The sequence below is a fragment of the Mycobacterium sp. B14F4 genome (assembly GCF_039871645.1).
Classification (GTDB): domain Bacteria; phylum Actinomycetota; class Actinomycetes; order Mycobacteriales; family Mycobacteriaceae; genus Mycobacterium.
The window spans coordinates 336,728-362,030 of record NZ_JBDPMF010000004.1 but is presented as its reverse complement, the minus strand read 5'-3'; the positions used below and the strand labels follow the sequence as shown (position 1 = coordinate 362,030).

24 protein-coding genes and 1 pseudogene are annotated in these 25,303 nt (G+C 69.7%); 8 read left to right on the top strand and 17 right to left on the bottom strand.

Translation table 11 applies throughout. From position 1 onward, the window contains the following. Positions 1-7: 7 nt before the first annotated feature. Together ABGB19_RS14175 and ABGB19_RS14170 are read right to left on the bottom strand one after the other, a co-directional pair. Positions 8-937: an LLM class F420-dependent oxidoreductase gene (locus ABGB19_RS14175; protein ID WP_347686580.1), complete on the bottom strand. Its 930-nt coding sequence runs from the start codon at positions 935-937 to the stop codon at positions 8-10. 67 nt (positions 938-1,004) lie between these two features. Beyond that, positions 1,005-1,676 (bottom strand): SDR family oxidoreductase, encoded by a 672-nt coding sequence (locus tag ABGB19_RS14170; RefSeq protein WP_347686745.1) that lies wholly within the window; start codon positions 1,674-1,676, stop codon positions 1,005-1,007. A 157-nt stretch (positions 1,677-1,833) separates the two neighbouring features. Here ABGB19_RS14170 and ABGB19_RS14165 point away from each other — a divergent pair, with 157 nt between their 5' ends. The 3 genes from ABGB19_RS14165 to ABGB19_RS14155 all read left to right on the top strand — a co-directional run bounded on the left by ABGB19_RS14165 (position 1,834) and on the right by ABGB19_RS14155 (position 4,905). Further along, positions 1,834-2,628, top strand: a complete 795-nt coding sequence (locus tag ABGB19_RS14165; RefSeq protein WP_347686579.1) for an ABC transporter permease — start codon at positions 1,834-1,836, stop codon at positions 2,626-2,628. Further along, positions 2,618-3,679 (top strand): ATP-binding cassette domain-containing protein, encoded by a 1,062-nt coding sequence (locus tag ABGB19_RS14160; RefSeq protein ID WP_347686578.1) that lies wholly within the window; start codon positions 2,618-2,620, stop codon positions 3,677-3,679. The genes ABGB19_RS14165 and ABGB19_RS14160 overlap by 11 nt, the downstream gene beginning before the upstream one ends. A 221-nt stretch (positions 3,680-3,900) precedes the next feature. After that, entirely contained in the window at positions 3,901-4,905 is a 1,005-nt protein-coding gene (locus tag ABGB19_RS14155; protein WP_347686577.1) for an alanine and proline-rich secreted protein Apa, read from the top strand. Positions 4,906-4,975: 70 nt separating this feature from the next. Here the strand turns inward: ABGB19_RS14155 and ABGB19_RS14150 are convergent, their stop codons facing one another. Then, positions 4,976-5,224, bottom strand: coding sequence for a hypothetical protein (locus tag ABGB19_RS14150; protein WP_347686576.1), 249 nt, complete (start codon positions 5,222-5,224; stop codon positions 4,976-4,978). A gap of 236 nt (positions 5,225-5,460) precedes the next feature. Here ABGB19_RS14150 and ABGB19_RS14145 point away from each other — a divergent pair, with 236 nt between their 5' ends. After that, a complete protein-coding gene (locus ABGB19_RS14145) occupies positions 5,461-6,507 on the top strand; it encodes a zinc-binding alcohol dehydrogenase family protein (RefSeq protein WP_347686744.1) in 1,047 nt (348 codons plus the stop codon). Between the two features lie 32 nt (positions 6,508-6,539). On the opposite strand, the gene ABGB19_RS14140 is transcribed toward ABGB19_RS14145, so the two are convergent. Further along, positions 6,540-6,944: a PAS domain-containing protein gene (locus ABGB19_RS14140; RefSeq protein WP_347686575.1), complete on the bottom strand. Its 405-nt coding sequence runs from the start codon at positions 6,942-6,944 to the stop codon at positions 6,540-6,542. A gap of 41 nt (positions 6,945-6,985) precedes the next feature. Then, the gene (locus ABGB19_RS14135; protein WP_347686743.1) at positions 6,986-7,387 is read right to left on the bottom strand and encodes a hypothetical protein; all 402 of its coding nucleotides are present in this window, start codon (positions 7,385-7,387) and stop codon (positions 6,986-6,988) included. Between the two features lie 184 nt (positions 7,388-7,571). On the opposite strand from ABGB19_RS14135, the gene ABGB19_RS14130 reads away from it, so the two are divergent. Beyond that, positions 7,572-8,210 (top strand): CGNR zinc finger domain-containing protein, encoded by a 639-nt coding sequence (locus ABGB19_RS14130; RefSeq protein ID WP_347686574.1) that lies wholly within the window; start codon positions 7,572-7,574, stop codon positions 8,208-8,210. Here ABGB19_RS14130 and ABGB19_RS14125 read toward each other — a convergent pair. Together ABGB19_RS14125 and ABGB19_RS14120 are read right to left on the bottom strand one after the other, a co-directional pair. Then, complete coding sequence (locus ABGB19_RS14125) at positions 8,158-8,532, bottom strand: CPBP family intramembrane glutamic endopeptidase (protein WP_347686742.1); 375 nt, start codon at positions 8,530-8,532, stop codon at positions 8,158-8,160. The genes ABGB19_RS14130 and ABGB19_RS14125 overlap by 53 nt on opposite strands. Positions 8,533-8,933: 401 nt before the next feature. After that, positions 8,934-11,412, bottom strand: a pseudogene (locus ABGB19_RS14120) (phosphoketolase family protein). Between the two features lie 85 nt (positions 11,413-11,497). On the opposite strand from ABGB19_RS14120, the gene ABGB19_RS14115 reads away from it, so the two are divergent. The 3 genes from ABGB19_RS14115 to ABGB19_RS14105 are packed head-to-tail and all read left to right on the top strand — an operon-like array spanning position 11,498 to position 16,139. Beyond that, the gene (locus ABGB19_RS14115; RefSeq protein ID WP_347686573.1) at positions 11,498-12,373 is read left to right on the top strand and encodes a TIGR03619 family F420-dependent LLM class oxidoreductase; all 876 of its coding nucleotides are present in this window, start codon (positions 11,498-11,500) and stop codon (positions 12,371-12,373) included. Beyond that, the gene (locus ABGB19_RS14110; RefSeq protein WP_347686572.1) at positions 12,370-14,670 is read left to right on the top strand and encodes a CoA transferase; all 2,301 of its coding nucleotides are present in this window, start codon (positions 12,370-12,372) and stop codon (positions 14,668-14,670) included. Before ABGB19_RS14115 ends, ABGB19_RS14110 begins: the two co-directional genes overlap by 4 nt. Continuing rightward, on the top strand, positions 14,670-16,139 hold the full coding sequence (locus ABGB19_RS14105) for an acetyl-CoA acetyltransferase (RefSeq protein ID WP_347686741.1): 1,470 nt from the start codon (positions 14,670-14,672) through the stop codon (positions 16,137-16,139). Before ABGB19_RS14110 ends, ABGB19_RS14105 begins: the two co-directional genes overlap by 1 nt. Positions 16,140-16,217: 78 nt before the next feature. Here ABGB19_RS14105 and ABGB19_RS14100 read toward each other — a convergent pair whose 3' ends face one another. From ABGB19_RS14100 to ABGB19_RS14055, 10 genes are all read right to left on the bottom strand, one after another. Continuing rightward, positions 16,218-16,415, bottom strand: coding sequence for a hypothetical protein (locus tag ABGB19_RS14100; protein WP_347686571.1), 198 nt, complete (start codon positions 16,413-16,415; stop codon positions 16,218-16,220). After that, positions 16,415-16,855, bottom strand: a complete 441-nt coding sequence (locus ABGB19_RS14095; RefSeq protein ID WP_347686570.1) for an SDR family NAD(P)-dependent oxidoreductase — start codon at positions 16,853-16,855, stop codon at positions 16,415-16,417. The genes ABGB19_RS14100 and ABGB19_RS14095 overlap by 1 nt, the downstream gene beginning before the upstream one ends. Before the next feature lie 8 nt (positions 16,856-16,863). Continuing rightward, complete coding sequence (locus ABGB19_RS14090) at positions 16,864-17,454, bottom strand: hypothetical protein (RefSeq protein ID WP_347686569.1); 591 nt, start codon at positions 17,452-17,454, stop codon at positions 16,864-16,866. Between the two features lie 54 nt (positions 17,455-17,508). Continuing rightward, positions 17,509-18,234 carry a DUF72 domain-containing protein gene (locus tag ABGB19_RS14085; protein ID WP_347686568.1) on the bottom strand — a complete coding sequence of 242 codons (726 nt, stop codon included), beginning with the start codon at positions 18,232-18,234 and terminating at the stop codon, positions 17,509-17,511. An 18-nt stretch (positions 18,235-18,252) separates the two neighbouring features. Then, positions 18,253-18,585 carry a TfoX/Sxy family protein gene (locus tag ABGB19_RS14080; protein WP_347686567.1) on the bottom strand — a complete coding sequence of 111 codons (333 nt, stop codon included), beginning with the start codon at positions 18,583-18,585 and terminating at the stop codon, positions 18,253-18,255. Positions 18,586-18,615: 30 nt separating this feature from the next. Beyond that, complete coding sequence (locus ABGB19_RS14075) at positions 18,616-18,804, bottom strand: hypothetical protein (RefSeq protein ID WP_347686566.1); 189 nt, start codon at positions 18,802-18,804, stop codon at positions 18,616-18,618. 86 nt (positions 18,805-18,890) lie between these two features. After that, entirely contained in the window at positions 18,891-21,254 is a 2,364-nt protein-coding gene (gene lon / locus ABGB19_RS14070) for an endopeptidase La (protein WP_347686565.1), read from the bottom strand. Positions 21,255-21,452: 198 nt separating this feature from the next. Continuing rightward, a complete protein-coding gene (locus ABGB19_RS14065) occupies positions 21,453-22,457 on the bottom strand; it encodes an alpha/beta hydrolase family protein (protein ID WP_347686564.1) in 1,005 nt (334 codons plus the stop codon). Positions 22,458-22,648: 191 nt separating this feature from the next. Then, a complete protein-coding gene (locus ABGB19_RS14060; protein ID WP_347686563.1) occupies positions 22,649-23,902 on the bottom strand; it encodes an alpha-hydroxy acid oxidase in 1,254 nt (417 codons plus the stop codon). Between the two features lie 6 nt (positions 23,903-23,908). Continuing rightward, positions 23,909-25,300, bottom strand: coding sequence for a mechanosensitive ion channel family protein (locus tag ABGB19_RS14055; protein WP_347686740.1), 1,392 nt, complete (start codon positions 25,298-25,300; stop codon positions 23,909-23,911). Positions 25,301-25,303: the final 3 nt, after the last annotated feature.

The window sequence follows — 25,303 nt, the reverse complement described above, 5'->3', positions numbered from 1 at the left end:
CGGGGGATTAACCGCGGAGGAGCGGCCGCAGTACCTCGCCGACCGCGGTGACGCCGCCTGGCTGGTAGCCGTTGAGGCTCGTCACCGGGCTGAGGATCACCCCGTCGACGCCGGCGTCGAGCACCTTGGCCTTGATCTGCTCGGCCACCTGCTCGGCGCTGCCGTACACCGCCTGCTGCTTGAAGTCGTCGGGAATCACGTCGCCGGTGACGTTCTCATCGATGATCGCGATGACCAGCATGCTGGTCTCCAGCGTGGCCGGATCACGCCCGATCTCCTCGCAGCGCTCCTTGACGACCTGCACCTTTCGCGGGAGCTCGTCGAAGCCCGCGATGATGTTGAGGTGGTCGAAGTGCCTGGCCGCCAACGGGATGGTCTTCTTCTCGCCGCTGCCGCCGATCATCAGCGGAATGTGGTCGCGGAAGCGCGGTTCGGCCATGGCCTCCTTGGTGCGGTAGTACTTGCCCTCGAAGGTGGGGCGCTCGCCCCGCAGCATCGGCAGGATGATCTCCAGCGCCTCGCCGAGCTTGTTGAAACGGTCGGTGAACGTGCCGAATTCGTAACCGAGCGAGTCGTGCTCGAGTTCGAACCAGCCGGTGCCGATGCCCAGCACGGCGCGGCCCTGGCTGATCACGTCCAGCGTCGTGATGGCCTTGGCCAACAGCGTGGGATTGCGGTAGGTGTTGCCCGTCACGAGCGTGCCCAACTGCACCTGCGAGGTCGCGGTCGCCAACGCACCGAGCGCGGTGTAGGCCTCGAGCATCGGCTGGTCCGGGGTGCCCAGGCCGGGCAACTGGTAGAAGTGGTCCATCACGAACACGGAGTCGAAGCCCGCGGCCTCGGCCTCCTGTGCCTGCGCGATGACGGTGGGAAACAGTTCGGTGACGCCCGTGCCGTAGGAGAAGTTCGGGATCTGAAGTCCGAGTCTGATGGTCACGCCTTCACGTAACCACAACTAAGCGGAGCGGGCACCCCGCTTCCGCTTCGGGCGAACGCGGGAATATTCAGCCGAAGTTAGCCAGCGCGCCCTGGCTGACATGCAGCGTCTGGCCGGTGATGTGGCGTGCGGCCGGCGTCGTCAGAAACAGTGCGAGGCGGGCGATTTCGGCGGCCACCGGCGGCGGTGTGCGTGACAGGCCCTCGTAGCCGGGTTCGGCGCTGCGCCCCGACGCGACGGCGTTCACGGTGATGCCCCTGGTCCCGAAGTGAGTTGTCTGGCCGGCGGTCCAGTCGGACACCGCTGCCTTGATCGCCGCCTCGGCGCTGCCCTCGGCGGGGTTCTCCGGCACGACCGTGACGATGGATCCACCCGAGCGCAGGTGGTCGCCGAGGATCTGCACGGTCAGCACCGCAGAGACCATGGTCGAGTCGAGCGCCGAACGCCACGCCGCGGCCTGGTCGGCCAGGGTGTAGGTGCGGGGATCACCGCCGTCCCACTGCGGCGCGGGCACGTTGACGATGGTGTCCAGGTGATGGGGGAACTGCGGACGCGCCGCCTCCAGGCCGGCCGGATCGGTGTTGTCGAAAACGATCGCGTCGACATCGAGTTCCTTGGCGGCGACCTCGAGGTCGTCGCGGCGGGCGCCGGCGATCACGACGCGGTGTCCGGCATCCCGGAAGCCTTCGGCGATCGTGCGACCCAGATCGGTGTCACCTCCGGTGACGAGCACCTCCATCACGAGGACCTCCCTGACGTGTTCGCCGCTGAACCCAGCGATCCACCGCAATGTTACTGGACAGTAGCTAGGGCACGAAACCGACTCGCGGGCGGCCCGCGGCCTCGACGGACGCCGTGCCATAGATTTGGCGCGTGGAGTCAGAAGCGGCACGGCGGTGAGCCCGTCGCCGGGTCTGCCGCGCTGGCTGTATCTGCCCGCCGCGATCGGCGCGCTGTTCGTGGTGGTGCCGCTGATCGCGATCGCGGTCAAGGTGGACTGGCCCGACTTCCTCACCCTGGTGACCAGCGAGTCGTCGATCAGCGCTCTGCTGCTCAGCCTGCGGACCGCCGCAGCGAGCACAGTCCTGTGCCTGGTGCTGGGGGTGCCGATGGCTCTGGTCCTCGCGCGCAGCGACAACCGGGCGGTGCGCGCCGTGCGGCCGCTCATCCTGCTGCCGCTCGTGCTGCCGCCGGTGGTCGGCGGTATCGCGTTGCTGTACGTGTTCGGCCGGCTCGGTCTGCTCGGGGAATACCTCGAGGCCGCGGGGATCCAGATCGCGTTCACCACGACGGCGGTCGTGCTGGCGCAGACGTTCGTGTCGCTGCCGTTCCTGGTCATCGCACTCGAGGGTGCCGCGCTCTCGGCCGGAGGCGACTACGAGATGGTCGCCGCGACGCTGGGCGCCGCGCCGACCCGCGTGTGGTGGCGGGTGACCCTGCCGCTGTTGGCGCCGGGACTGGTATCGGGGACGGTGCTGGCGTTCGCGCGTTCCCTCGGCGAGTTCGGCGCCACGCTGACCTTCGCCGGCTCACGGCAGGGGGTCACCCGAACGCTGCCCCTGGAGATCTACCTGCAGCGGGAGAGCGACGCCGACGCGGCGGTGGCCTTGTCCCTGCTGCTGGTCGCGGTGGCCGCGGTGGTGGTCATCGGTCTCGGCGGCCGACGGCTGAGGGGTGCCCGTGCCTGGTGATGGCGGCCTGGCCGTGCGCGCCGCGGTCCGAAAGCGGGGTGTCGACGTCGATTTCGAGGTCGCCGCCGGCGACGTGCTGGCCGTGCTGGGCCCGAACGGCGCGGGCAAGTCGACCGCGCTGCACGTCATCGCCGGACTCATCCGGCCCGACGACGGAGTCGTGCGCATCGGCCAACGAGTCCTCACCGACACCGCAGCCGGCGTCCACGTCGCCACCCACGACCGTCGCGTCGCCCTGCTGTTGCAGGATCCACTGTTGTTTCCGCACCTCAGCGTGCTCGGCAACGTGGCATTCCCGCCGCGCAGCGCCCGGCCCGAGCACTGGTTGGCCGAGGTGGACGCCGCGGACCTGGCCGGCCGTCGGCCCCGCCAGTTGTCCGGGGGCCAGGCACAGCGGGTGGCCCTGGCGCGCGCCCTGGCGGCCGAACCCGACGTGCTGTTGCTCGACGAACCGCTCGCCGGTCTGGATGTCGCCACGGCGACCGCGGTGCGCAAGGTGCTGCGTCAGGTGCTCACCCGCGACGGGCGGTCGGCCGTGCTGATCACCCACGACGTGCTCGACGTGGTGACCCTGGCCGACCGCGTGGTGGTGCTCGAGGACGGCCGGGTGGTCGAAAGCGGCTCGGCGGCAACGGTTCTCGCGACACCGCGCAGCAAGTTCGCCGCCCGGCTGGCCGGCGTGAACCTGGTCAGCGGAACCGCGGACGGGGCCGGTGCACTGACCACGCAGTGGGGCGCGATCTGGCACGGCAGTCCCGATTCCGACGTACCCGCCGGCCAGCCGGCGGTCGCGCTGTTCGCGCCCGCGGCCGTCGCCGTCTACCGCGAGCGGCCGCACGGCAGTCCCCGCAACACCGTCGAGGTGACGATCGCCGAACTCGACACCCGCGGGCCGGCCATTCGCGTCCGCGCGGAGGAACAACCCGACGGCGGACCCGGCCTCGCCGCCGACATCACCGCCGACGCGGCGGCCGAGTTGCGCCTGGCACCGGGGGAGCGGGTCCTCTTCGCGGTGAAGGCGCAGGAGGTGTCGGTGCACCCGATCCCGTAACGGCGCGGAGCGCAGCCGCGAAAAACGATTCAAAGCAGCCGACAGCCCCGGCGACAACAGCGGTTCACAAGCCCCGCGCAACGCGCGGGGACCTTGTCATGTCAGCAACTTGCTGCTATGCGGTCTGCGTCGTAGTTGATGTCTCTCAGCAATCCCTCAATTGAGCACTTTTTGAGCAACTCGCACTTGCGTCACGGCGGTAACACGGTAGTTTCTTCCCCATGGATCAGCCGGACGCGATATCTCAACACCGCACAGGCCTCTCGAAGACGCTGGCGATCGCGGCGCTGACCGGTGCCACCGCGGTGGCACTCGCGCTGCCGACAGTGGCGCAGGCGCAGCCCGAGCCGACACCGCCGCCACCCCCGCCGCCTGCGGGCAACACGTTCATGCAGGGGCCGCCTCCGCCGCCGCCACCCCCGGGTGAGCCCGCACCGCCCCCGCCGGCACCCGGTGCGCCGGTTCCGCCGCCACCACCGCCCGGCGCGCCCGCACCACCGCCGGACCCGAACGCGCCTCCGCCGCCCGCCGACCCGGGCCGGGTCGAGGCTCCCGCGGGTGGCCTGAGCTACGTCGTGCCCGCGGGCTGGAAGGTTTCGGACTCGACCCAGCTCTCATACGGTCAGGCGCTGCTGACCAAGATCGCACCCGAGGGTGCCGAGCCGCCGAACGACACCAGCGTGCTGCTGGGCCGGCTGGACCTGAAACTGTTCGCGGGGGCGGAATCCGACAACACCAAGGCCGCGCAGCGGCTCGCCTCGGACATGGGCGAGTTCTTCATGCCGTTCCCGGGCACCCGGCTCAACCAGGAAACGGTCGAGCTGAACGCCGACGGGATGCCGGGTGTCGCGTCGTACTACGAAGTGAAGTTCACGGACACGAACAAGCCGAGCGGCCAGATCTGGGCCGGGGTGGTGGGCAACCCGGTGGAGCCGGGGACACCGCGTGGCCAGCGCACACCGGAGCGTTGGTTCGTCGTCTGGCTCGGCACCGCCAACAACCCGGTGCCCAAGGACGAGGCTGTGACACTGGCGAATTCGATCCGGCCGTACGTCGCGCCGCCGACTGCGCCGCCGGCGGATCCGAACGCCCCGCCGCCTCCGCCCGACCCGAACGCCCCGCCGCCTCCGCCGGCGGACCCGAATGCGCCCGCGCCGCGGCCGGGTGTCGGGGTGGCGGTCCCGGTCGCGCCGGAGAACGCGCCCGGGATGCTGCCTCCGGGCTGACCTGACCTATGACGGGTTGCTCCGCGGCGTCCGCTGCGGAGCAACCGGGTTCATTCCGCGGATCTCGGCGTTACGGGCCGATCCGCGGCGGATTCGCGTTGCTGACATTGGCGATGTAGCAGGGCACTGAACCGCCGAAGCCCAAGACTCCCACGGTCTGACAGCGCTCGAAGTTGCCGTTGGCATCCACCGGCCCATCACAGATCTCGCCGCCACCCCACGGCGTCCACCCGGATTGGCAACCCGCATTGGCCGGCGCGGCCAGGGCGATGCTGCCGGCCGCGAGGGCGCCAACCGCAAGTGCAACAAGTGTCTTCATCCTTCACCTTCTTTTCCGCGGTACCGGGGCCTGTCACCGGTACTGGCCTTTCGGCGGGCGCCCGACCTCGTCCGTCGTGATATCCAGGTTATGCCTCTGTTATGCCACGGGAATCAGGTTTTCCCTAGGCCTTGTCGGCGCCGCGACGTCGCTGCCCCGCCAGCATGGGGACCTCATCGGGGATGTCCGCGCCGCGGACTCCGGCGTTAGCGTGGTTCGCTCACGGCGAAGCGGGGATGGTGCTGCGGGCGGCGCGGCGCGACGATGTAGTGGTGACCACCATGTGTGCGTGGCGCGTCCGGCGCCCAGGCCCGATCCCGACACGGCCGCTGGAGCGCGCGGAAGTCGAGATACCGCGTCCCGCACCGGGTGAGCTCCTCGTCGCGGTGCGCGCATGCGGGGTGTGCCGCACCGATCTTCATGTCGCCGAAGGCGACCTGCCGGTACACCGGCCGGGGGTCATACCGGGCCATGAGGTGGTCGGGGAAGTGGTGGAGGTGGGCCCCGGGACCGACGGCGACTTCGCCGTCGGCGACCGCGTCGGTATCGCATGGTTGCGCCACACCTGCGGACACTGCAAGTTCTGCGTCCGGGGCGACGAGAACCTGTGCCCCGACTCGCGCTACACCGGTTGGGACGCCGACGGCGGTTACGCCGAGTTCACCACCGTGCCAAGCGCTTACGCACTCGCGCTGCCGGCGGGTTACTCCGACACCGAGTTGGCGCCGCTGCTGTGCGCCGGAATCATCGGCTATCGCGCGCTGATGCGTGCCGACCTGCCCGCCAGAGGACGGTTGGGGATCTACGGGTTCGGCGGCAGCGCGCACCTGACGGCTCAGGTCGCGCTGGCGCAGGGAGCCGAGGTCCACGTCATGACCCGTGGCGAGCACGCACGTGACCTCGCGCTGTCCCTCGGGGCCGCATCGGTCCAGGGCGCGGCCGACCGTCCGCCGGTGCCGCTCGACGCCGCGATCCTGTTCGCCCCCGTGGGCGATCTGGTGCTGCCGGCGCTCGAAGCCCTCGATCGTGGCGGCACGCTGTCGATCGCCGGCATCCACCTCTCGGACATTCCGGCGCTGAACTACCAGCGCCACTTGTTCCAGGAGCGCCAACTGCGGTCGGTCACCGCCAACACGCGGGCCGACGCACGTGCGTTCCTCGAGTTCGCGGGCAGGCACCGGGTCGCGGTCACGACCCCGCAGTATCCACTCGAGCGGGCCGACGAGGCGCTGGCCGATCTGGGCTCCGGCCGCATCGCCGGGGCCGCCGTCCTCCTGGTCTGACCGACGGTCGGGCCCCTCGGCGACGACGGGGCTCAGCGATCCCCGCGGAGCCAGAGTTGCTCGGTGAGATCTTCGAAGGTGGCGAGCGCCATCGCGTCGTCCTCGCGCATCAGGGCCGACTTGCTCATCTTGGCCCGGACCACGGAACCGTCGGCGTGCAGCAGGGACACGATCTCGCCGGCGTAGGCGCGGACCACCGACACCGGCGGCTCGTCGATCGGTGCGGTCTGGAAGATCTCGATGAAGTTCAGCGACGTCACCGCATCCGCGGTGTAGCCGAGCATTTCGGCGAACGCGACGTTGACGAAGAGTATCGAGCCGTCCAGCCCGATCGCGAGCACCGGAACGGGCATGCGCTCGAGCACGACTCGCGCCGGCAGGTGGTCGAGCAACGTGTCGGGCGAGTACACGCGCGAATCCGTGCGTCGTCTGTCCACACCGAAATTATGGACCTCGACGCGTCGGAGCCGCGCGAGGCCTACAGTTCGGCCAGCGCAGCGCCGAGCCGGCCGGCCAGGTCACCCCGGCCGTAGCGAAACAGCGGGCCGGTTCCGTCGGCAAGCAGTACCCGCAGCCGCGCCATTCCTCGAGCGGCGACGGGCCGGGGCGAATGCAGCCGCAGCGTGATCGCGTCGAAGAGGTCCTCGGCGGCGGCGATGTTGGGGACGTGCAACGGGATTCGCGAACTCATCAGCGGTCCGCGTGCGCGTGCGTCGCATCCGATGCGCCGCAGTGCGCGGGCGACCGCTTCGCGTTCGGCCGTCGAGGTCAGCCGGGCGTAGTGCGCGGCGAGCGCGCTGCCCGCCGGCGCGCGCACCCCGACCGCGACCAGCCGGTCGAATCTGCCCGCCATCACCCGGGCGGTCAGCCGGGCCCGCATCGTCGGGCGGGCACGACCTCCGTCCGCCGACGCGGGGGTGGCGGCGACAACGGTGTGCGAAAGCGGGTTGTCAGGCATGCGCCTAACCTCATTGGTCTCGAAGGTGATGACTATCAAAAACCGTACACCGGTCATGCATGACCGGTCAACAGCATTTACCAGTCACAGAGCGTAGGGTGGCCCCATGACCGCCGGATCGAGCCACTGGTTCAGCGACGACGAGACGAAGCCGGCGCCCGAACCCCTCAACCGGATTCAGGCACTGGTCAACAGCGTGGAGTGGGACTTCGACCGGGACCGGCTGGCCGATCCCGCCGAGGCGGTCCCGTGGCTGGTGCGCACCGGTCTGCTGACGCCGGGCGCCGAGCTCACCGAACCGGACGTCGAACTTCTTCGCGGCGTACGCGAGGCGCTGCGCGCCGTGCTGGTACACAACACGGGCGGTCCGGCCCCGGCCGAAGCTCAGCTGGCACCCCTGCGCAGGCTCGCGGCCCGCGGCGCCGCCAGGGTCGCCCTCGCCGACGACGGGGGCATCGAGCTCGCCCCCGAGGGGGATTCGGTCGCGGATCGACTCTTCGACCTGCTGCTGATCATCCGCGACGCCCAGCGCGACGGCAGCTGGGTCCATCTGAAGGCGTGCGCGAACGAGGACTGTCGCTGGGCGTTCTACGACCGGTCGCGCAACCACGGTGGCACCTGGTGCGACATGGCCACGTGCGGCAACAAGATCAAGAACCGGGAGTTCCGGGCGCGCCGGCGCGCGGCCGAGGTCACATCGACAGATGCCATACCAGGGCGGCGGCCAGCGCGCCGAGCCCGTTGAGCGACCAGTGCAGCGCGATCGGCGCGATCAGGCTTCCGCTGCGGCGCCGCAGCCAGGTGAACACGAAACCGGCCACCGCGGTGGCCGCGACGGCCAGCACCACGCCCGCGATCGTGCCCAGCAGCCCGCCACCGAACAATCGGGTGAAGCCGACGTTGCTGCTGGTCAATCCAAGTGAGGTGGCGATGTGCCACAGCCCGAACAGCAGCGAACCGGCCGCGGCCACACCCCGGAACCCCCAGGCCCGGTCCAGCGCTCCGTGCAGCACACCGCGGAATGCCAACTCCTCGGGAATCACCGTCTGCAGCGGGATGATGACCATCGACGCGATCAACGCACCCGAGATGGTCGCGTAGTTGTTGTTCATGAACATCGGCCGCGTCCAGGGCAGCAGCAGGCCGATCGCGATCACCGACAGCACGATGCCGACGGCGGCCAGCGCATAGCCCGCACCCGCCTTCCAGTGCTCGCGGCTCAGGCCCAGTTCGGCCCAGCCGAGGCCGCGTGAGCGGACGAGGGCGACGAGAAGCACCGCGGCGACCGGCACGGTCGCAACGCTGGCCCACGGCGTGGTGAAGTGCGCGATGAGGTTGGTGAGCGCAAGCACCACGACGACCACCGCGATGTCGACGTACGTGCGGAAGTGGTGCAGCGCGGACAGCTGTTCGACCAGCGGGTGCGGGGGATCGATTACCACGGCTTGGTCGGACACAACAACCCAGTCTACCGACCGCCGTCGCTGAGGGTGTCCTGCGACAACGACGGCGCCTGGTAGGTGTGGTCCCACGTCCACCCGGAGACGGCCGGGTCGTCCTCGCCGTGCTCGCGGGTGTAGCGCCGGGCCGCCTGCCGGGCGTCGACCATGCGCTGGCGCACCATCGCCGCGCGGTTGGCCAACCCGTCGACGCGGTCGATCACGTCGAGCACGAGGTGGAACCGGTCGAGATCGTTGAGCATCACCATGTCGAACGGGGTCGTCGTGGTGCCCCGCTCCTTGAACCCGCGCACATGGAGCTGCGGGTGGTTCGTCCGCCGGTATGTGAGCCGGTGGATCAGCCACGGGTAGCCGTGATAGGCGAAGATCACCGGTCTGTCGGTGGTGAACAGCGCGTCGAACTCGTGGTCCGACAACCCGTGCGGGTGCTCGGTGTCGGGCTGCAACCGCATGATGTCGACGACGTTGATGACCCGCACCGCCAGGTCGGGCAGTTCGCGGCGCAGGATGTCGGCGGCGGCGCAGGGTCTCCAGCGTCGGGATGTCGCCGGCGCAGGCGAGCACGACGTCGGGTTCACCGCGGTAAATTCCCGAGTCGCTCCGCTCTCCCCGGCCCTCCGGGCGTGGGCCCAGCCCTCCGCCGGCGTTGCTCGCCCAATCCCAGATCCCGAGGCCGCGGGTGCAGTGCGCGATCGCGGAGTCCATGTCCAGATAGCTCAGGGCGGGTTGCTTGCCCGCGACGATCACGTTGACGTAGTGGCGGCTGCGCAGGCAGTGGTCGGCCACCGACAGCAGCGTGTTGGCGTCCGGCGGCAGGTAGACCCGCACGATCTCGGGCCGCTTGTTGGCGACGTGGTCGATGAAGCCGGGGTCCTGGTGCGAGGCGCCGTTGTGGTCCTGGCGCCAGACATGGGATGTCAGAAGGTAGTTCAGCGATGCGATGGGCCGCCGCCAGGCCAGCTCCCTGCTGCTGGACAGCCATTTGACGTGCTGGTTGAGCATCGAGTCGATGATGTGGACGAACGCCTCGTAGCAGTTGAACAGACCGTGCCTGCCGGTGAGCAGGTAGCCCTCCAGCCAGCCCTGGCACAGATGTTCGGACAGCACCTCCATCACGCGGCCCTCGGGCCCCAGGTTCTCGTCGTCCGGCCCGATCTCGCCCATCCACGCCTTGTCGGTCACCTCGAGGGTGGCCGAGAGCCGGTTGGACTCCGTCTCGTCCGGGCCCATCAGCCGGAAGCGGTCGGGGTTGCGGACGATCACGTCGCGCAGGAAGGTGCCGAGCACGCGGGTCGCCTCGGCGGATTCGGACGCCGGCTTGTCGACCGGCACCGCGTAGTCGGCGAAGGGCGGCAGGTCGAGGTCGCGGACCAGCAGCCCGCCGTTGGCGTGCGGATTGGCGCTCATGCGGCGCTGCCCCTCCGGCGCGAAGGCCCGCAGACCGGCCCGCAGCACGCCGTCCTCGTCGAACAACTCCCCGGGCCGGTAGCTGCGCAGCCAGTCCGCCAACTGGGCGCGGTGTTCGGGGTTGCTGCGGGTCTCGGCGAGCGGCACCTGATGCGAGCGCCAGGTGCCCTCGACCTTCTTGCCGTCGACGGTCCGCGGGCCGGTCCAGCCCTTCGGGGTGCGCAGCACGATCGTCGGCCACAGCGGGCGGCCGCTCTCCCCGTCGAGCCGGGCGGCCCGCTGGATCGCGCCGATCTGGTCGAACGCCTCGTCGAGCGCGGTGGCCATCTGCTGGTGCACGTTGACGGGGTCGTCCCCGGCCACCGTGATGGGCCGGTAGCCGTAGCCGAACAGCAGCGCCTCGAGCTCGTCGGCCGGGATGCGCGACAGCACCGTCGGGTTGGCGATCTTGTACTCGTTGAGGTGCAGGATCGGCAGCACCGCGCCGTCGGTGACCGGATTGAGGAACTTGTTCGAGTGCCAGCTGGTGGCCAACGGACCGGTCTCGGCCTCCCCGTCGCCGATCACACACGCGACCACCAGGTCCGGGTTGTCGAAGGCCGCGCCGTAGGCGTGCACCAGCGCATAGCCCAGCTCACCGCCCTCATGGATCGAGCCCGGCGTCTCGGCGGCCACGTGGCTGGGAATCCCACCGGGAAAAGAGAACTGCCGGAACAACTTTCGCATGCCCTCGGCGTCCCCGGAGATAGCCGAGTAGACCTCGCTGTAGGTGCCCTCGAGGTAGGCGTTGGCAACCAGGCCGGGGCCACCGTGCCCGGGTCCGGTGAGGTAGATGACGTTGAGGTCGCGCGCGCGGATCACGCGGTTCAGGTGGGCGTAGATGAGATTCAGTCCCGGAGTGGTGCCCCAGTGACCGAGCAGACGCGGCTTGACGTGGTGCGGTTCGAGCGGCTCGCGCAGCAGCGGGTTGTCCAGGAGATAGATCTGCCCGACCGACAGGTAATTCGCAGCGCGCCAGTAGGCGTCGATCACTTCCAGCTCGTCGTCGGACAGGGTCGGGGAGAGGTCCTGGGTGGTCATCTGGCCCATCATCGTCGTGGCGGGTGAACAACGCGTGAGGTCCTGGTACCCGGTGGGTCAGGGGCTACGCATTAGCCTGTCGGACGTGCTGGGATTCGCGGTGCCGCAATACGGGCAGGCTGCGCACGCCGACGTGGCCCGATTCGCGCGCACGGCCGAGGACCTCGGCGCCGCGAGTCTCTGGGTCGGCGACCGGCTGCTGGCACCGGCGCATCCCAGCGTCGGATACGCGGGCAGCGACACCATTCCCGAGCAGTTCCGCACCGGTCTGGACCCGTTCGTCGCCCTGACCGTGGCGGCGACGGCCACAAGCCGGGTCCGGCTGGGCAGCAGCGTCTTCGTCGCGCCGTGGTATCCGCCCGTGCAACTGGCGCGTCAGCTGACCAGCATCGACGTGATCAGCGGGGGCAGGCTGGTGCCCGGCTTCGGCATCGGGTGGTCGCCCGAGGAGTTCCGGGCCGCCGGCGCCCCGTTCCGTCGCCGCGGCGCCCAGCTCGACGAGCTGCTCGACGCGCTCGAGCTGCTGTGGACGACGAATCCGGTGTCGCACGAGGGCGATCGGTGGTCGATCCCGCCGTCATGGGTGAACCTCAAACCGGTGCAGCAGCCGCGTCCGCCCGTGTTCCTCGGGGCCTTCACCCCGGCCGGGCTGAAGCGCATCGGGCAGCGGGCCGACGGATGGATGGCCGTCGTGCAGGTGCCCGGGGGCGTGCTGCCGGAGATGTTGAGCTGGCAGCGCGGCGCGATCGACGACGCGGCCCGCGCGGCGGGACGCGACCCGTCGGCGATCGCTACCTGCGTCCGGATCAACGTGGCCACCGGCACGCCTGTCGAAGCCGTCGCCGAGGCCGTGCGGGTGCTCGCCGACAGCGGCTACCACGATGCGTTCGTCGACCTGCTGTACGTCGCGGCGGACACCGACGAGCACCTGCGGTGGGCGGAACGGCTGCTGGCGCCGTGAGCGACGCCCTGCTGGCATCGGTGCGGGTGCTCGACCTCGGCGGCGGCGGATCCGACGGCGTGGGCCGGTTGCTCGCCGACCTCGGCGCCGATGTGGTGAAGATCGAGCCTCCGGGCGGCAGCCCCGCGCGCCGCGCACTGCCCGCTGTCGACGGCGTCAGTGTGCCGTTCGCCGTGCACAACGCCAACAAGCGCTGCGCCGTCCTCGACCCGGCCGATGCGGGTGACCGCGGGCGGTTCTTCGAGTTGGCGGCCACCGCCGACATCGTGATCGACGACGGATCACTCTCGGGCGCTTCGGCTTTCGGAATCTCGTGCGCGGCCTTGGCACAGCGGTACGACCACCTCGTGACTGTGTCGGTCACCGACTTCGGCACCGACGGACCGCGCGCCTCGTGGCGTGCCACCGACCCGGTGCTCTACGCGCTGTCGACGGCGTTGTCGCGGACGGGACCGACGGCGGGTACCCCGGTGATACCACCGCTCGGCCTGGCGACGGGGACGGCCGCCGTGCAGGCGGCGTGGGCGGCGCTGGCCGCCTACTATCGCCGGTTACGCTGCGGTTCAGGCGATTACATCGACTTCTCCCGGTTCGAGGGAGTCCTGCAGTCGCTCGACCCGCCCTACGGGTCGGAGGGACAGGCGGCCGTCGGCATGAAGAAGACGACCGAACTGTGGCGCGGCAGGCCCCGCAACCAGAACATCTATCCGATCTTCGCCTGCAAGGACGGCCACGTCCGGATCTGCCTGCTGTCGGCGCGACAGTGGCACGGCATGCGGGCCTGGCTGGGTGAGCCCGACCAGTTCGCCGACCCCAAGTTCGACACCATCGCCGCGCGGTATGCCGCGTCACGTGAACTCAACGCCCTGATCGCCGATTTCGTCGCCCCTCAGACGATGGAAGCGCTGGTGGCCGAGGGGCAGTCGCGCGGCGTGCCGATCGCCGCCGTGCTGACGCCCGCGGAGGCGCTGGCCTCCGAGCACTTCCACGCCGTCGGTGCGTTGACCACGGCGCGGTTCGCCGCGACCCCGGTGCAGATCCCGTGCGGCCCGTTCGTCGTCCACGGCCGTCGCGCCGGACTCCGGCATCTCGCTCCCGACGCCGGCGCCGACGACGCCGGGTGGATCGGCGCACCGTCGAGCGCGGGCGGGCACCCCGGCGCGGTGCGCCGGCCGTTCGACGGTCTGCGGATCCTCGATCTCGGCGTCATCGTCGCGGGCGGCGAACTGGGCAGGCTGTTCGCGGACCTCGGCGCCGACGTCATCAAGATCGAAAGCGCCGCCTACCCGGACGGCCTCCGCCAGACCCCACCCGGCCAGGTGATGAGCCGGTCGTGGGCGCTGACCCACCGCAACGAGCGCAGCCTCGGCCTCGACCTGCGCCACCCCCGCGGCGCCGAACTGTTCGCGCGGCTGGTCGCCGACGCCGATGCGGTGTTCGCCAACTTCAAACCGGGAACGCTTGATTCCCTTGGCTTTTCGTATGACCGCTTGCGAGAGCTCAATCCGCGCATCGTGCTGGCCGAGAGCAGCGCGTTCGGTGCAACCGGCCCGTGGAGCACCCGGATGGGGTACGGCCCGCTGGTGCGCGCGACGACCGGGGTGACCTCGCTGTGGACGTCGCGTGACGGCGGCTTCTACGACGCCACCACGATTTTCCCCGACCATGTCTCGGCGCGGCTCACCGCGATCGCGGCGCTGGCCGCCCTCATCCGGCGCGACCGAACGGGAGACGGTGCGCACACGCATGTCTCGCAGGCCGAAGCCGCGGTGCACCAGCTCGCCACCGCGTACGTCGCCGAGGCGGCCAGGGCGGTGGGGCTCGAGGTGGCCGACGACGCCGCCGCGCACGGTGTCTACCCGTGCGCCGGTGACGACGAGTGGTGTGTGGTCTCGTTGCGCACCGACGCCGAGCGCGCCGCGGTGGCGGCGCTCACCGACGGTGTCGATCTCGCGACGTGGACCGGCACCCGCGACCGGACCGAGACGGCGGAGCTGCTGCAGCAGGCGGGCATCGCCGCGGCGCCGATGAATCGCGCCGTCGACGTGCTGGCCGACCCGCAGGTGAAACACCGGAAAGTGTTGGCCGACATGGTCCATCCACTGTTCGAGGCCGCGATGCCGAGCGAAACCGGCCCTGCGCCGTACGCCGACATCCCGCCCGCCGAGTTCCGTCCCGCGCCGCTGCCGGGGGAGCAGACCCGCGAGATCTGCCGGACGGCGCTCGGCCTGACCCCCGAAGAGATCGATCGGCTGATCGCCGAGGGTGTGCTCTTCGACTATCGAGAAAGGCCATGATGGACCCGCGGACGCCGGTACTGGTCGGCTACGGCCAGGTCAACCAGTACGACGAGAACCCCGATGTGGAACCGATCGACCTGATGGTCGCGGCCGCCCGCGCCGGCGCCGATCCCCGGGTGCTCGAGGCGGCCGACTCGGTACGGGTGGTCAGCCTGCTGTCGTGGCGGTACCGCGATCCGGGTCTGCTACTGGCGCAACGGCTTCGCGCCGCCAACGCCGCCACCCGGTACACGGGGGTCGGCGGCAACACCCCGCAGTCCTTGGTGAACGAGGCATGCCTGGACATCCAGCGGGGCCGCGCCGACGTCGTCCTGATCGCCGGCGCCGAGACCTGGCGGACCCGCACCCGGATGCGCGCCGCCGGCAAGAAAGCGGACTGGACACGCCAGGACGAGTCGGTGCCGACGGCCCCGGGCGCCGACGAGGGCGTGCCGATGGCCGGGCCGGCCGAGATCAAGATTCACCTCGACCGGCCCGCCTACGTCTACCCGATGTTCGAACAGGCGCTGCGGATCGCGGTGGGGGAATCTTCCGAAGTGCACCGTCGCCGGATCGGCGAACTGTGGGCGCGGTTCAGCGGCGTCGCCGCGACGAACCCCCACGCCTGGAGCCGGGAGGCGCTGTCGGCCGAGCAGATCTGGCAGGCCGGTCCGGACAACCGGATGATCAGCTGGCCGTACACCAAGTTGATGAACTCCAACAACATGGTCGACCAGGGCGCGGTCCTGGTGCTGACGTCGGCGGATAAGGCCGAGCACCTCCAGATCCCGCGCGACCGTTGGGTTTTCCCGTATGCCGGCACCGACGCACACGACACCTACGCGATCGGTGAACGCGCCGAGTTCCACACCTCGCCCGCGATCAGGATCGCCGGGCGACGCGCGCTCCGATTGGCCGGCACCGACCTCGACGACGTCGAACTGGTCGACCTGTACTCCTGCTTCCCCTCAGCGGTGCAGGTGGCCGCCAACGAACTGGGGCTCTCGACGAACGACCCCGGCCGGCCGCTCACCGTCACCGGCGGGCTCACCTTCGCCGGCGGCCCGTGGAACAACTACGTCACGCACTCGATCGCCACGATGGCCGAACGACTGGCCGACGCACCGGGTCAGCGCGGCCTGATCACCGCCAACGGCGGCTACCTCACCAAGCACAGCTTCGGGGTCTACGGCACCGAGCCGCCCGAGCATGAATTCCGTTGGGAGGACGTGCAACCCGATGTCGACCGGGAACCGACGCGGGCGGCCCCGGTGGACTGGTCCGGAGTCGGAACGGTGGAGACCTGGACGACTCCGTTCAGCCGCGAAGGGACGCCGGACAAGGCTTTCCTCGCAGTCCGCACACCCGACGACGCCCGGGTGCTGGCGGTCATCGGCGACGCCTCCGACGCGCAGGCCACGGTCCGCGACGACATCGCGGGCGCCAAGGTGCAGGTCAACGCGGACGGCACCGCGGCGCTGCTGTAGTCCCTCAGTCGAGGTCGGCCAGCAGCGCGTCGACGCGTTGTCTGGCCGCGGGCGCCGCGCAGCACGTCGTCGTCGCGGTCACCGGGCACGCTGGCCGCTCCCGGCGGGGCCGAGGGCGGCGGAGTTCGGCCCGAGCGGGGTGTCGACCATGCCGGGGCACAGCACGGTGGCACCCAGATCCGCTGAGATCGAACGGAGTTCGGTGTTCAGCGTCTCGGTCAGCCCGACGACCGCGTGCATGGTCGCGTTGTACGGCGCGAGGTAGGGCAGCGGCATCAGGCCACCGGCCGAGGCCGTATGAGGAAGTGCCCGCAACCCTGTGCGATGAGCAGCGGGGCGAAGGTGCGCACACCGTGCACGACACCCATCAGCTTGACGTCGATCAGCCAGCGCCAGGTCGCGAGGCGCTGCTCCCACATGGGGGTCTTTTCGCAGACCACGCCGGCGTTGTTGCACACCAGGTCGACGCGCCCGAATCGTTCGATGGTCTCGTCGGCCAACGCGTCGACGTCGGCCTCGATGCCGACGTCGGCCCGCACGCCGACCACCCGGCCCGGCTGCCCGGACAGCGCGTCGACCGCGACGGGGATGGCGTCCTCGCGGATGTCGGCGATCATCACGTCCACGCCGCGGTGTACCAGGTGGGCGGCGAGCGCGAAGCCGATGCCGCTCGTGCCGCCGGTGACGACGGCGACCTGTCCTGCGTGGATCTGCATACGCTCTCCTACGGCGCGCCGGCCGGCACCTCGGTGTACCGCGGAACGAATTCGTCAGGGGCGAAGCTGAACCCCTCGCCGCTGGCCTCGCTCATGCACGACACCCCGGACTCCTGCACGTTGCAGCGGAATCCGGCGGCGACGAGAACCCGGTTGAACGGCAGCACCCTGGCGGCGTCGAGGACGAATTCCGGTTGGTCGAGCGCCACGAACGCCGGGGCGCCGTCGCGGTCGACGACCAGCGCATTCGGGGTCGCCGGTTCACCGTCGGCGTCCGGGACCGTTTCCGGCTCACCGCTGACGCCCAGCCCGGACTCCCAGTCACCCGCCGCCATACAGCCCGCCCTGAGCCGCGGCACGATCGCGCAGGCCCATCGTCCGCTCGGGGTGGTGAAGAAGTAGACCGCCGTGCCGCCCGGATGCGCGACGTAGTCGAACGCGTCGACCAGATGCGCACTGTCGGGCGGTGGGGGAGGCGGTGCCTCGATTGTGCTCACCGGTGTCTGCACGCGCGGCTCGTCGGTGGTGACGATCCGCTCGCCCGAGCAGCCCGCGACGGTGATCAGCGCCAGGGCCGAGATCAGACATATGACACGCATTTCGGCTCTCAAGCGTGCCGGAACCTTATTTCGGCGCGGGACGCGGGGTGCGGTTCAGCCGGCCAGCATCTGCTTGAGCGTGCGGGCATTGCGAACGGCGTGCCCGCCGAGATCGTTGTTGAAGTAGACCAGTACCCGCCTGCCTTCGCGGTCCCACTCGCTGATCCGGTCCGCCCAGTGCCGCAGCTCGTCGTCGGGGTAGGAACCGGCGTACATCGAGCTCTGGTCCGGCCCGTGCATACGGATATACACCAGCGAGCCGGTCGCGCGGGGAACACAGCGCAGTCCGGCTCCGCTCATCACCACGTAGGCCGCCCTGTGGCGTTCCAGCAGCGCGTACACGCCGGGGTCGTCCCACGAGGAATGGCGCAGCTCCATGGCGACGGGAATCCGGTCCGGCATCAGCGTCAGGAAGTGATCGAGGCGCGCGTCGTCGCGTTCCAGCTCGGGATGCACCTGCACCAGTAGGGCTTCACCGCGATCACCGAGCAGTGTCCAGCACCGTTCGAACCGCTCGATCCACGGCTCGGGCGAGCGAAGCCGGCGGTAGTGGGTCAGGCCGCGCTGGGCCTTTACCGACATCGTGAATCCCGCGGGCAGCCGCTCGCGCCAGCCGGCGAAGGCGGAGTCCTTGGGCCAGCGGTAGAAGCTGGCGTTGAGCTCGACGGTGTCGAACTCCTCGACGTAGCGGGCCAGCCGCTTGGCCACCGGCGTCCCGGCCGGATACAGCACGTCGGTCCAGTGGTTGTAGGACCAGCCCGAGGTGCCGATGCGGATCATCGTCGGCGCGTACCCCGGCTATTTCGGGGGCAAACTCTTCGCGTAGTCCACACCGCGGCGGACCCAAGGCTGCAACTGCCGCTTGGCCTTGACCCCGTCCAGGGACACCCGGAGCCAACCGCGTGTTTCCCGGCCGGCCATCACCATCGGCGCGACGTGCTCGCGCGTCAGGAGCTTCTCGGTGTCCTCAGGCGGAACCCGTGCCATCAGCCCGCCGTGGCCGCTGGCCACCACCGCCATGTTTCCGTTGATGAGAAACGCCAACCCGCCGAACATCCGCTTCTCCTCGACGCCGCGCTCGGCGCTCAACAACTCGCGGATACGGTCGGCCAGGTCCTGGTCGTAGGGCATGCGACGACCGTAACCCCCGACACCGACAAGTCACTCGCCATCGGCGGTCACCGACCACGACCCGACCCGGTTGTAGGCCGCGTCGTAGATATCCTGCTTGTCGCCGGGTTCGAGGTCGTCGAGGTCGTTCATCGCCCCGCCCCAGTAGCGCAGTATCCGTCCGACTTCGGCGCACGTGTCGGCGTCGTCGGGAAGGTTCACATCGAGCACGAATCTCACGCCCGAGATGTACCCGGATACACCGATTCTGCACTCACGATCGTGACCCGCGAAGGATCACGACCCTGAGTGCATTCGCGAGCCGGTCAGGCGGCGACGGTCACCGCCTCCGCGGGCGCCAGCGCCTGCGCGACGATGTCGGCCACGTCGGTCATCGGCTTGACCTCCAGCGCCTCGAGGACGTCGGCCGGCACCCCTCCGTGTTCCGGGTCCAGGTCGGCCTCGTTGCGCTGCGGGATGAAAACCGTTGACAGCCCCGCTCGCTGCGCGGCGAGCAGCTTCTGCTTGACACCGCCGACCGGCAACACCCGGCCGTTGAGCGTGACCTCGCCGGTCATGCCGACGTCCGAGCGCACCTGCCGGCCGGTGGCCATCGACACCAGCGCGGTCACCATCGTCACACCGGCCGACGGACCGTCCTTAGGCACCGCACCCGCAGGCACGTGCACGTGGATGCGACGATCGAGCGCCTTGGGGTCGACGCCCAACTGCTCGGCGTGCGATCGCACGTAGGACAGCGCGATCTGCGCCGACTCCTTCATCACGTCGCCCAGCTGACCGGTCAGCTGCAGTCCCGCTTCACCATCGGTGGCGCCGGCCTCGATGTAGAGCACGTCGCCGCCGAGGCCCGTGACGGCCAGCCCGGTCGCCACCCCCGGCACCGCGGTGCGCTCGGCGGACTCCGGCAGGAACCGCGGACGGCCGAGGTAGCCAACGAGATCGGGCTCGTCGATCGTCAACGGCGCCGGTGCGGACACCAGCTTCGTGGTGGCCTTGCGCATCGCCTTGGCCAGCAGCCGCTCGAACTGGCGAACCCCCGGCTCACGGGTGTAGTCCGCGGCGATCTTGCGCAGCGCCGCCTCGGTGACCGTGACCTCGTCCTCGGTCAGCGCCGCCCGCTCCCGCTGCCGGGGCAGCAGGAAGTCGCGCGCGATCGCCACCTTGTCGTCGGAGGTGTAACCGTCGATCTGCACCAGTTCCATGCGGTCCAGCAGTGCCGACGGGATGTTCTCGATCACGTTGGCCGTCGCCAGGAACACGACGTCGGACAGGTCCAGATCCAGATCCAGGTAGTGGTCGCGGAACGTATGGTTCTGCGCCGGGTCGAGCACCTCCAGCAGCGCCGCCGCGGGATCACCGCGAAAATCGCTGCCGACCTTGTCGATCTCGTCGAGCAACACGACGGGATTCATCGAACCCGCTTCGCCGATGGCCCGCACGATGCGGCCCGGCAGGGCGCCGACGTAGGTGCGGCGGTGGCCGCGGATCTCGGCCTCGTCGCGCACCCCGCCGAGGGCGACGCGGACGAACTTGCGGCCGAGGGCCCGGGCCACGCTCTCGCCCAGCGAGGTCTTGCCGACACCGGGCGGACCGGCCAGCACCATCACCGCGCCGGAACCGCGGCCGCCGACGACCGCCAGGCCGCGCTCGGCGCGACGGGCCCGCACCGCCAGGTACTCGACGATGCGGTCCTTGACGTCCTCCAGACCGTGATGGTCGGCGTCGAGGATGTTCCTGGCGGCCTCCAGATCGGTGGAGTCGTCGGTGCGCACGTTCCACGGCAGGTCGAGCACGGTGTCCAGCCAGGTACGGATCCAGCCGCTCTCGGGGCTCTGCTCGCTGGACCGCTCCAGCTTGCCCACCTCGCGGAGTGCCGCCTCGCGGACCTTGTCCGGAAGATCGGCGGCCTCGACCCGCGCCCGGTAGTCGTCTTCGCCGTCTTCGCCGTCCGACCCCAACTCGCCGAGTTCCCTGCGGATCGCGGCGAGCTGCTGGCGCAGCAGGAACTCCTTCTGCGTCTTCTCCATGCCCTCGCGGACGTCCTCGGCGATCTTGTCGTTGACCTCCACCTCGGCGAGGTGGTCGGTGGTCCATCCGATCAGTGCCCGCAGCCGGCCCGCCACGTCGGGCGTCTCGAGCAGTTGGCGCTTCTGCACCTGGGTCAGGTGCGAGGCGTAACCGGCCAGATCGGCCAGCGCCGACGGGTCGGTCTGCTGATTGACGAAGTCGACGATCTGCCAGGCCTCCCGGCGCTGCAGCACCGCCAGCAGCAGCTTCTTGTACTCGGTCGCCAGCGCCCTGATCTCCTCGCTGGATGCGGCCGCAGGGTCTTCGGCGACCTCGGTCACCTCGACCCACAGCGCGGCACCCGGTCCGGTGGCGCCGACCCCGATGTGCGCACGGCTCTCGCCGCGCACCACCGCTGCGGCGCCGCTGCCGCCGGGGATCCGGCCTACCTGCACGATCGAGGCCAGCACCCCATAGGAGGGGTAGCGGTCCTCCAGACGCGGCGCGATCAGCAGCTCACCGGACTCGCTGGCGCGGGCAGCGTCGACGGCGGCCCGTGCGGCCTCGTCGAGTTCGATCGGCAACACCATTCCGGGCAACACGATCGAGTCGCTGGTGAAAAGGACCGGCACGGCACGCGTCGTCTTGTCGGCTTCAGCCATCAATCCTCCAAAGTTCAGTCGAATGGACTCAACCCTGGGACGAGCCGGTTTGTTCCCTCCGTGTGCGCAGTCACTCTGCGCGTAGGGCGCGAAACTCCGAGTAGCCGACGCCCTCACCGCAGAGTCGACGGCCATACCCGCACATGGCAGGGAGCCTGCCGTTCGGGGGTTACGGCAGGCTCCCTGTAGTGGGTGGATCTAGGCGGAAGCTTGCGCTCCCAGGACCCGCTGGATGTCGGGCTTCATCATCTGCAGCTGCTGACCCCAGTAGCCCCAGCTGTGCGTTCCCTGGGCCGGGAAGTTGAAGACGCCGTTGGTGCCACCGGCCGCGACGTAGTTGTCGCGGAAGGTGATGTTGGTCCGCAACGTGAACCCTTCGAGGAACTGCGCGGCCATCAAGTTGCCGCCGCCGCCGGAGGTGTCGAGTTCCGACGGGGTGCCGGTGCCGCAGTAGATCCAGACGCGGGTGTTGTTGGCGACCAACTGCCCGATGTTGACCATCGGGTCGTTGCGCTTCCAGGCCGGGTCGGACGACGGGCCCCACATACTCTCGGCGTTGTACCCGCCGGAGTCGTTCATCGCCAACCCGATCAGCATCGGCCACCAACCCTCGGACGGGTTCAGGAAGCCCGACAGCGACGCCGCGTAGATGAACTTCTGCGGGTAGTAGATCGAGTACGTCAATGCGGTGCTGCCGGCCATCGAGATGCCGACCACCGCATTGCCGTTCGGGTCGACGCCCTTGTTCGCCTGCAGCCACGCGGGCAGTTCCTGGGTCAGGAACGTCTCCCACTTGTAGGTGTAGTCCTGCCCGTTACCCCGAGACGGCTGATACCAGTCGGTGTAGAAGCTGGACTCGCCGCCGACCGGCATCACCGTCGACAGGCCCGACTGGTAGTACCACTCGAACGCCGGCGTGTTGATGTCCCAGCCGTTGTAGTCGTCCTGCGCGCGCAGACCGTCCAACAGGTAGACCGCGTGCGGACCGCCACCCTGGAACTGGATCCGGATATTGCGGTTCATCGACTGCGAGAACACGTCCAGATACTCGACGGGCAGACCCGGCCGAGAGAACGCTCCCGCGGTCGCCGAACCCCCGGCGAACCCGATCAGCCCGGGTAGCGCCGCCGCCGTGAGGGCGACCACCGCCATCCGGCGCAGCAGTTTTGTACCGGTACCTCGGTATCTCTCCATGAACTTCATAACGGCAACCAACCCACCTTTCATCGCATGCCACAAAGCAATTGCCGTCGCTTCCTGCGTAATGAAACACGCCGAGCCGCCGCGTCCCGTGCCGTGACATGCGGTTGCGACGTCGCGGTTGGCTAACGATTACGACTCGGCGCGGACTCACGATCCACCCTTTCGCGCAGTGACCTGTGAGAACGATGTGATTACTGAGACTCGGCCCCGACACCCGGCACGTGGCGCCCGAGCCGCTGCAACTGGGTGACGTGCCGCGGCGTCAACTCGTCCAACGATCTCGCCCCGAGGAGCCGCATCGTGCGGGTGACCTGCTCGGACAGGATCGCGATGGCCCGGTCCACCCCGGCTTCGCCGCCGGCCATCAGGCCATAGAGGTAGGCACGCCCCACCAAGGTGAACCGCGCGCCGAGCGCCATCGCCGCGACGATGTCGGCGCCAGACATGATCCCGGTGTCCAGCAAAATCTCGGTGTCTGCCCCGAGCTCACGCGCGACCGTGGGCAGCAGATGGAACGGCACCGCAGCGCGGTCGAGTTGGCGCCCGCCGTGGTTCGACAGCACGATGCCGTCAGCGCCGAGGTCGACGACGGCCCGTGCGTCCTCGAGTGTCTGAATTCCCTTGACCACCAACTTGTTCGGCCACTGCGACTTGATCCATGCGAGGTCGTCGAAAGTGACGGTCGGGTCGAACGCGGTGTCGAGGTACTCGGCCACGGTGCCCGGCCAGCGATCCAGTGAGGCGAACGACAGCGGCTCGGTGGTCAGCAGGTCGAACCACCACCGCGGGTGGGGTATCGCGTCGAGGACCGTGCGCGCCGTGAGCGCGGGCGGGATCGACATGCCGTTGTGGGTGTCCCGCAGTCGGGCGCCGGCGACGGGGACGTCCACGGTCACCAGCAGCGTGTCGAAGCCCGCCGCCGCCGCACGCCGGACCAGCGCCATCGACCGGTCCCGGTCCTTCCACATGTAGAGCTGAAACCAGTTGCGCCCGTGCGGGTTCGCTGCCTTGACGTCCTCGATGGACGACGTCCCCAGCGTCGACAGCGAGAACGGGATCCCCGCCCGCGCAGCCGCCCGGGCGCCCGCGACCTCGCCCGCGGTGTGCATCAGCCGGGTGAACCCCGTCGGTGCGATGCCGAACGGCAACGCCACCCGGTCGCCGAGCACCGTCGCGGCGGTGTCGACCGTCGCCACGTCGCGCAGCACCGCCGGGTGGAACTCGATGTCGCGGAACGCCTGCCGCGCCCGGGCCAGCGACAGCTCCTCCTCGGCGGCGCCGTCGGCGTAGTCGAACGCCGCCCTGGGCGTGCGGCGCTGCGCGACCCGCCGCAGGTCGTCGATCGTCAGGGCGGCAGCCAGCCTGCGTTGCGCCGAGTTCCATTGCGGCCGTTTGACTCGCAGCAACGGCGCGAGCTCGCGCGGCCGGGGCAGGCGGCGCTTCATCGCGGGTCAGTCGGCCGCCGCGGCCAGAGCGCGACGGAGATGGGCCCGCCGCTCTTCGATGGCGCGGCCGAAGTCGTGCAGCAGGATGGGCTTGCGCGCCACGAGATCCTCGATGCGGTCGCGTTCGATCTGGACCACCGTCACCTCGTCGAGCGCGTAGGCCGACGCGGTCACCGGTTCGCGTGTCAGCGTCGTCTGGCCGAGGAAATCGCCTTCTTCGAGCGTCCGGATCTCGATGACGGCGCCGTCGTCCCCGGTGACCACCAGACGCACGCGGCCGCTGACGATGAACATCATCCGTGTCGGCACCTGGCCGGAGACCTGCAGGTACTCGTCGGCCCCGTAACGCGTGACGCGGACGTGGGGGAGGATCTCGTCCTGCTCCGCGGGGTTCAGTCGCAACGTCGAGGCGATGGTCCGCACCGACTGCTGCACCCGCTGCGTGTTCTCGAATTCGTCCTCGGCCTCGTCGAGGTGCAGCCCCGCTCGCCGCGAGGCGTACCAGACCCAGCGCAGGAACGTCGTCTTCGTCGCGAAGTCGTCGGCGGGGGTGCTCAGCGGAATGGACGTCATGTACTGCAGGCCGCCGACGTGCACGCTGGACGGCAGGGCGCCGGGACGCAGCTGGGGCAGCATGGCGGCGACCCGGCGCAGCATCGAGATGACGTCGTCGGGTGGGTCGTCGACGGCGAAGGTGGTCGTCACGACCAGCGAGTGTGAGCCCGGTGGCCGGGAGAAGTTGGTGAACGATGCGGCGGCCAACACGGAGTTGGGCATGATCAACAGCCCCGAGCCGGTGTCGATATGCGTTGCGCGCCAGTTGACTTCGACCACCCGGCCGCGTGCGGTCGGTGTCTCGATCCAGTCGCCCAGCTGAAACGGCTGTTCGAAGAGCACCAGCAGCCCCGAGATGACCTGACCGACGGAGTTCTGGAGCGCGAGGCCGAGCACGATCGACGAGACGCCGAGCGCGGTGAACAAGCCGCCGATGTTCGCACCCCAGATATAGGCCAGAATCAGGCCGACGCCCAACGCGATCAGCACGAAGCGCGCGACATCGAGGAAGATCGACGGAATGCGTTTGCGCCACGTGCCCTGCGGCGCGCCCTGGAACAGGGTCGCGTTCGTCCCCGAGAGCAACAGCACCAGCACGACGACGCCGAACACCGTCGCCACGATGCGCACCGTCGTGGACTCGCCGGAGATCTGCAGCCCCCCGACCAACAGCACCAGCAACGCGGCCAGCGGCACCATGTAGGTGCGCACCAGATGCACCGGGCGGGCCAGGAAGCTGCCGCGGCGGCGCAGCGCGCCGTGCAGTTCGGTCAGCAGGACCAGGACGACGGGGAAGCCGACCGCGACGCTGAGCGCCCAGTAGAACCAGGCCGAGCCGAACATGTC

Coding starts and splice junctions, on each gene's coding strand:
- ABGB19_RS14170 (WP_347686745.1), bottom strand. CDS start 1,676: ATGGAGGTGCTCGTCACCGGAGGTGACACCGATCTGGGTCGCACGATC.
- ABGB19_RS14155 (WP_347686577.1), top strand. CDS start 3,901: ATGGATCAGCCGGACGCGATATCTCAACACCGCACAGGCCTCTCGAAG.
- ABGB19_RS14150 (WP_347686576.1), bottom strand. CDS start 5,224: ATGAAGACACTTGTTGCACTTGCGGTTGGCGCCCTCGCGGCCGGCAGC.
- ABGB19_RS14145 (WP_347686744.1), top strand. CDS start 5,461: ATGGTGCTGCGGGCGGCGCGGCGCGACGATGTAGTGGTGACCACCATG.
- ABGB19_RS14135 (WP_347686743.1), bottom strand. CDS start 7,387: ATGCGGGCCCGGCTGACCGCCCGGGTGATGGCGGGCAGATTCGACCGG.
- ABGB19_RS14130 (WP_347686574.1), top strand. CDS start 7,572: ATGACCGCCGGATCGAGCCACTGGTTCAGCGACGACGAGACGAAGCCG.
- ABGB19_RS14125 (WP_347686742.1), bottom strand. CDS start 8,532: ATGGTCATCATCCCGCTGCAGACGGTGATTCCCGAGGAGTTGGCATTC.
- ABGB19_RS14105 (WP_347686741.1), top strand. CDS start 14,670: ATGGACCCGCGGACGCCGGTACTGGTCGGCTACGGCCAGGTCAACCAG.
- ABGB19_RS14100 (WP_347686571.1), bottom strand. CDS start 16,415: ATGCCGCTGCCCTACCTCGCGCCGTACAACGCGACCATGCACGCGGTC.
- ABGB19_RS14095 (WP_347686570.1), bottom strand. CDS start 16,855: ATGCAGATCCACGCAGGACAGGTCGCCGTCGTCACCGGCGGCACGAGC.
- ABGB19_RS14090 (WP_347686569.1), bottom strand. CDS start 17,454: ATGCGTGTCATATGTCTGATCTCGGCCCTGGCGCTGATCACCGTCGCG.
- ABGB19_RS14085 (WP_347686568.1), bottom strand. CDS start 18,234: ATGATCCGCATCGGCACCTCGGGCTGGTCCTACAACCACTGGACCGAC.
- ABGB19_RS14080 (WP_347686567.1), bottom strand. CDS start 18,585: ATGCCCTACGACCAGGACCTGGCCGACCGTATCCGCGAGTTGTTGAGC.
- lon (WP_347686565.1), bottom strand. CDS start 21,254: ATGGCTGAAGCCGACAAGACGACGCGTGCCGTGCCGGTCCTTTTCACC.
- ABGB19_RS14065 (WP_347686564.1), bottom strand. CDS start 22,457: ATGAAGTTCATGGAGAGATACCGAGGTACCGGTACAAAACTGCTGCGC.
- ABGB19_RS14060 (WP_347686563.1), bottom strand. CDS start 23,902: ATGAAGCGCCGCCTGCCCCGGCCGCGCGAGCTCGCGCCGTTGCTGCGA.
- ABGB19_RS14055 (WP_347686740.1), bottom strand. CDS start 25,300: ATGTTCGGCTCGGCCTGGTTCTACTGGGCGCTCAGCGTCGCGGTCGGC.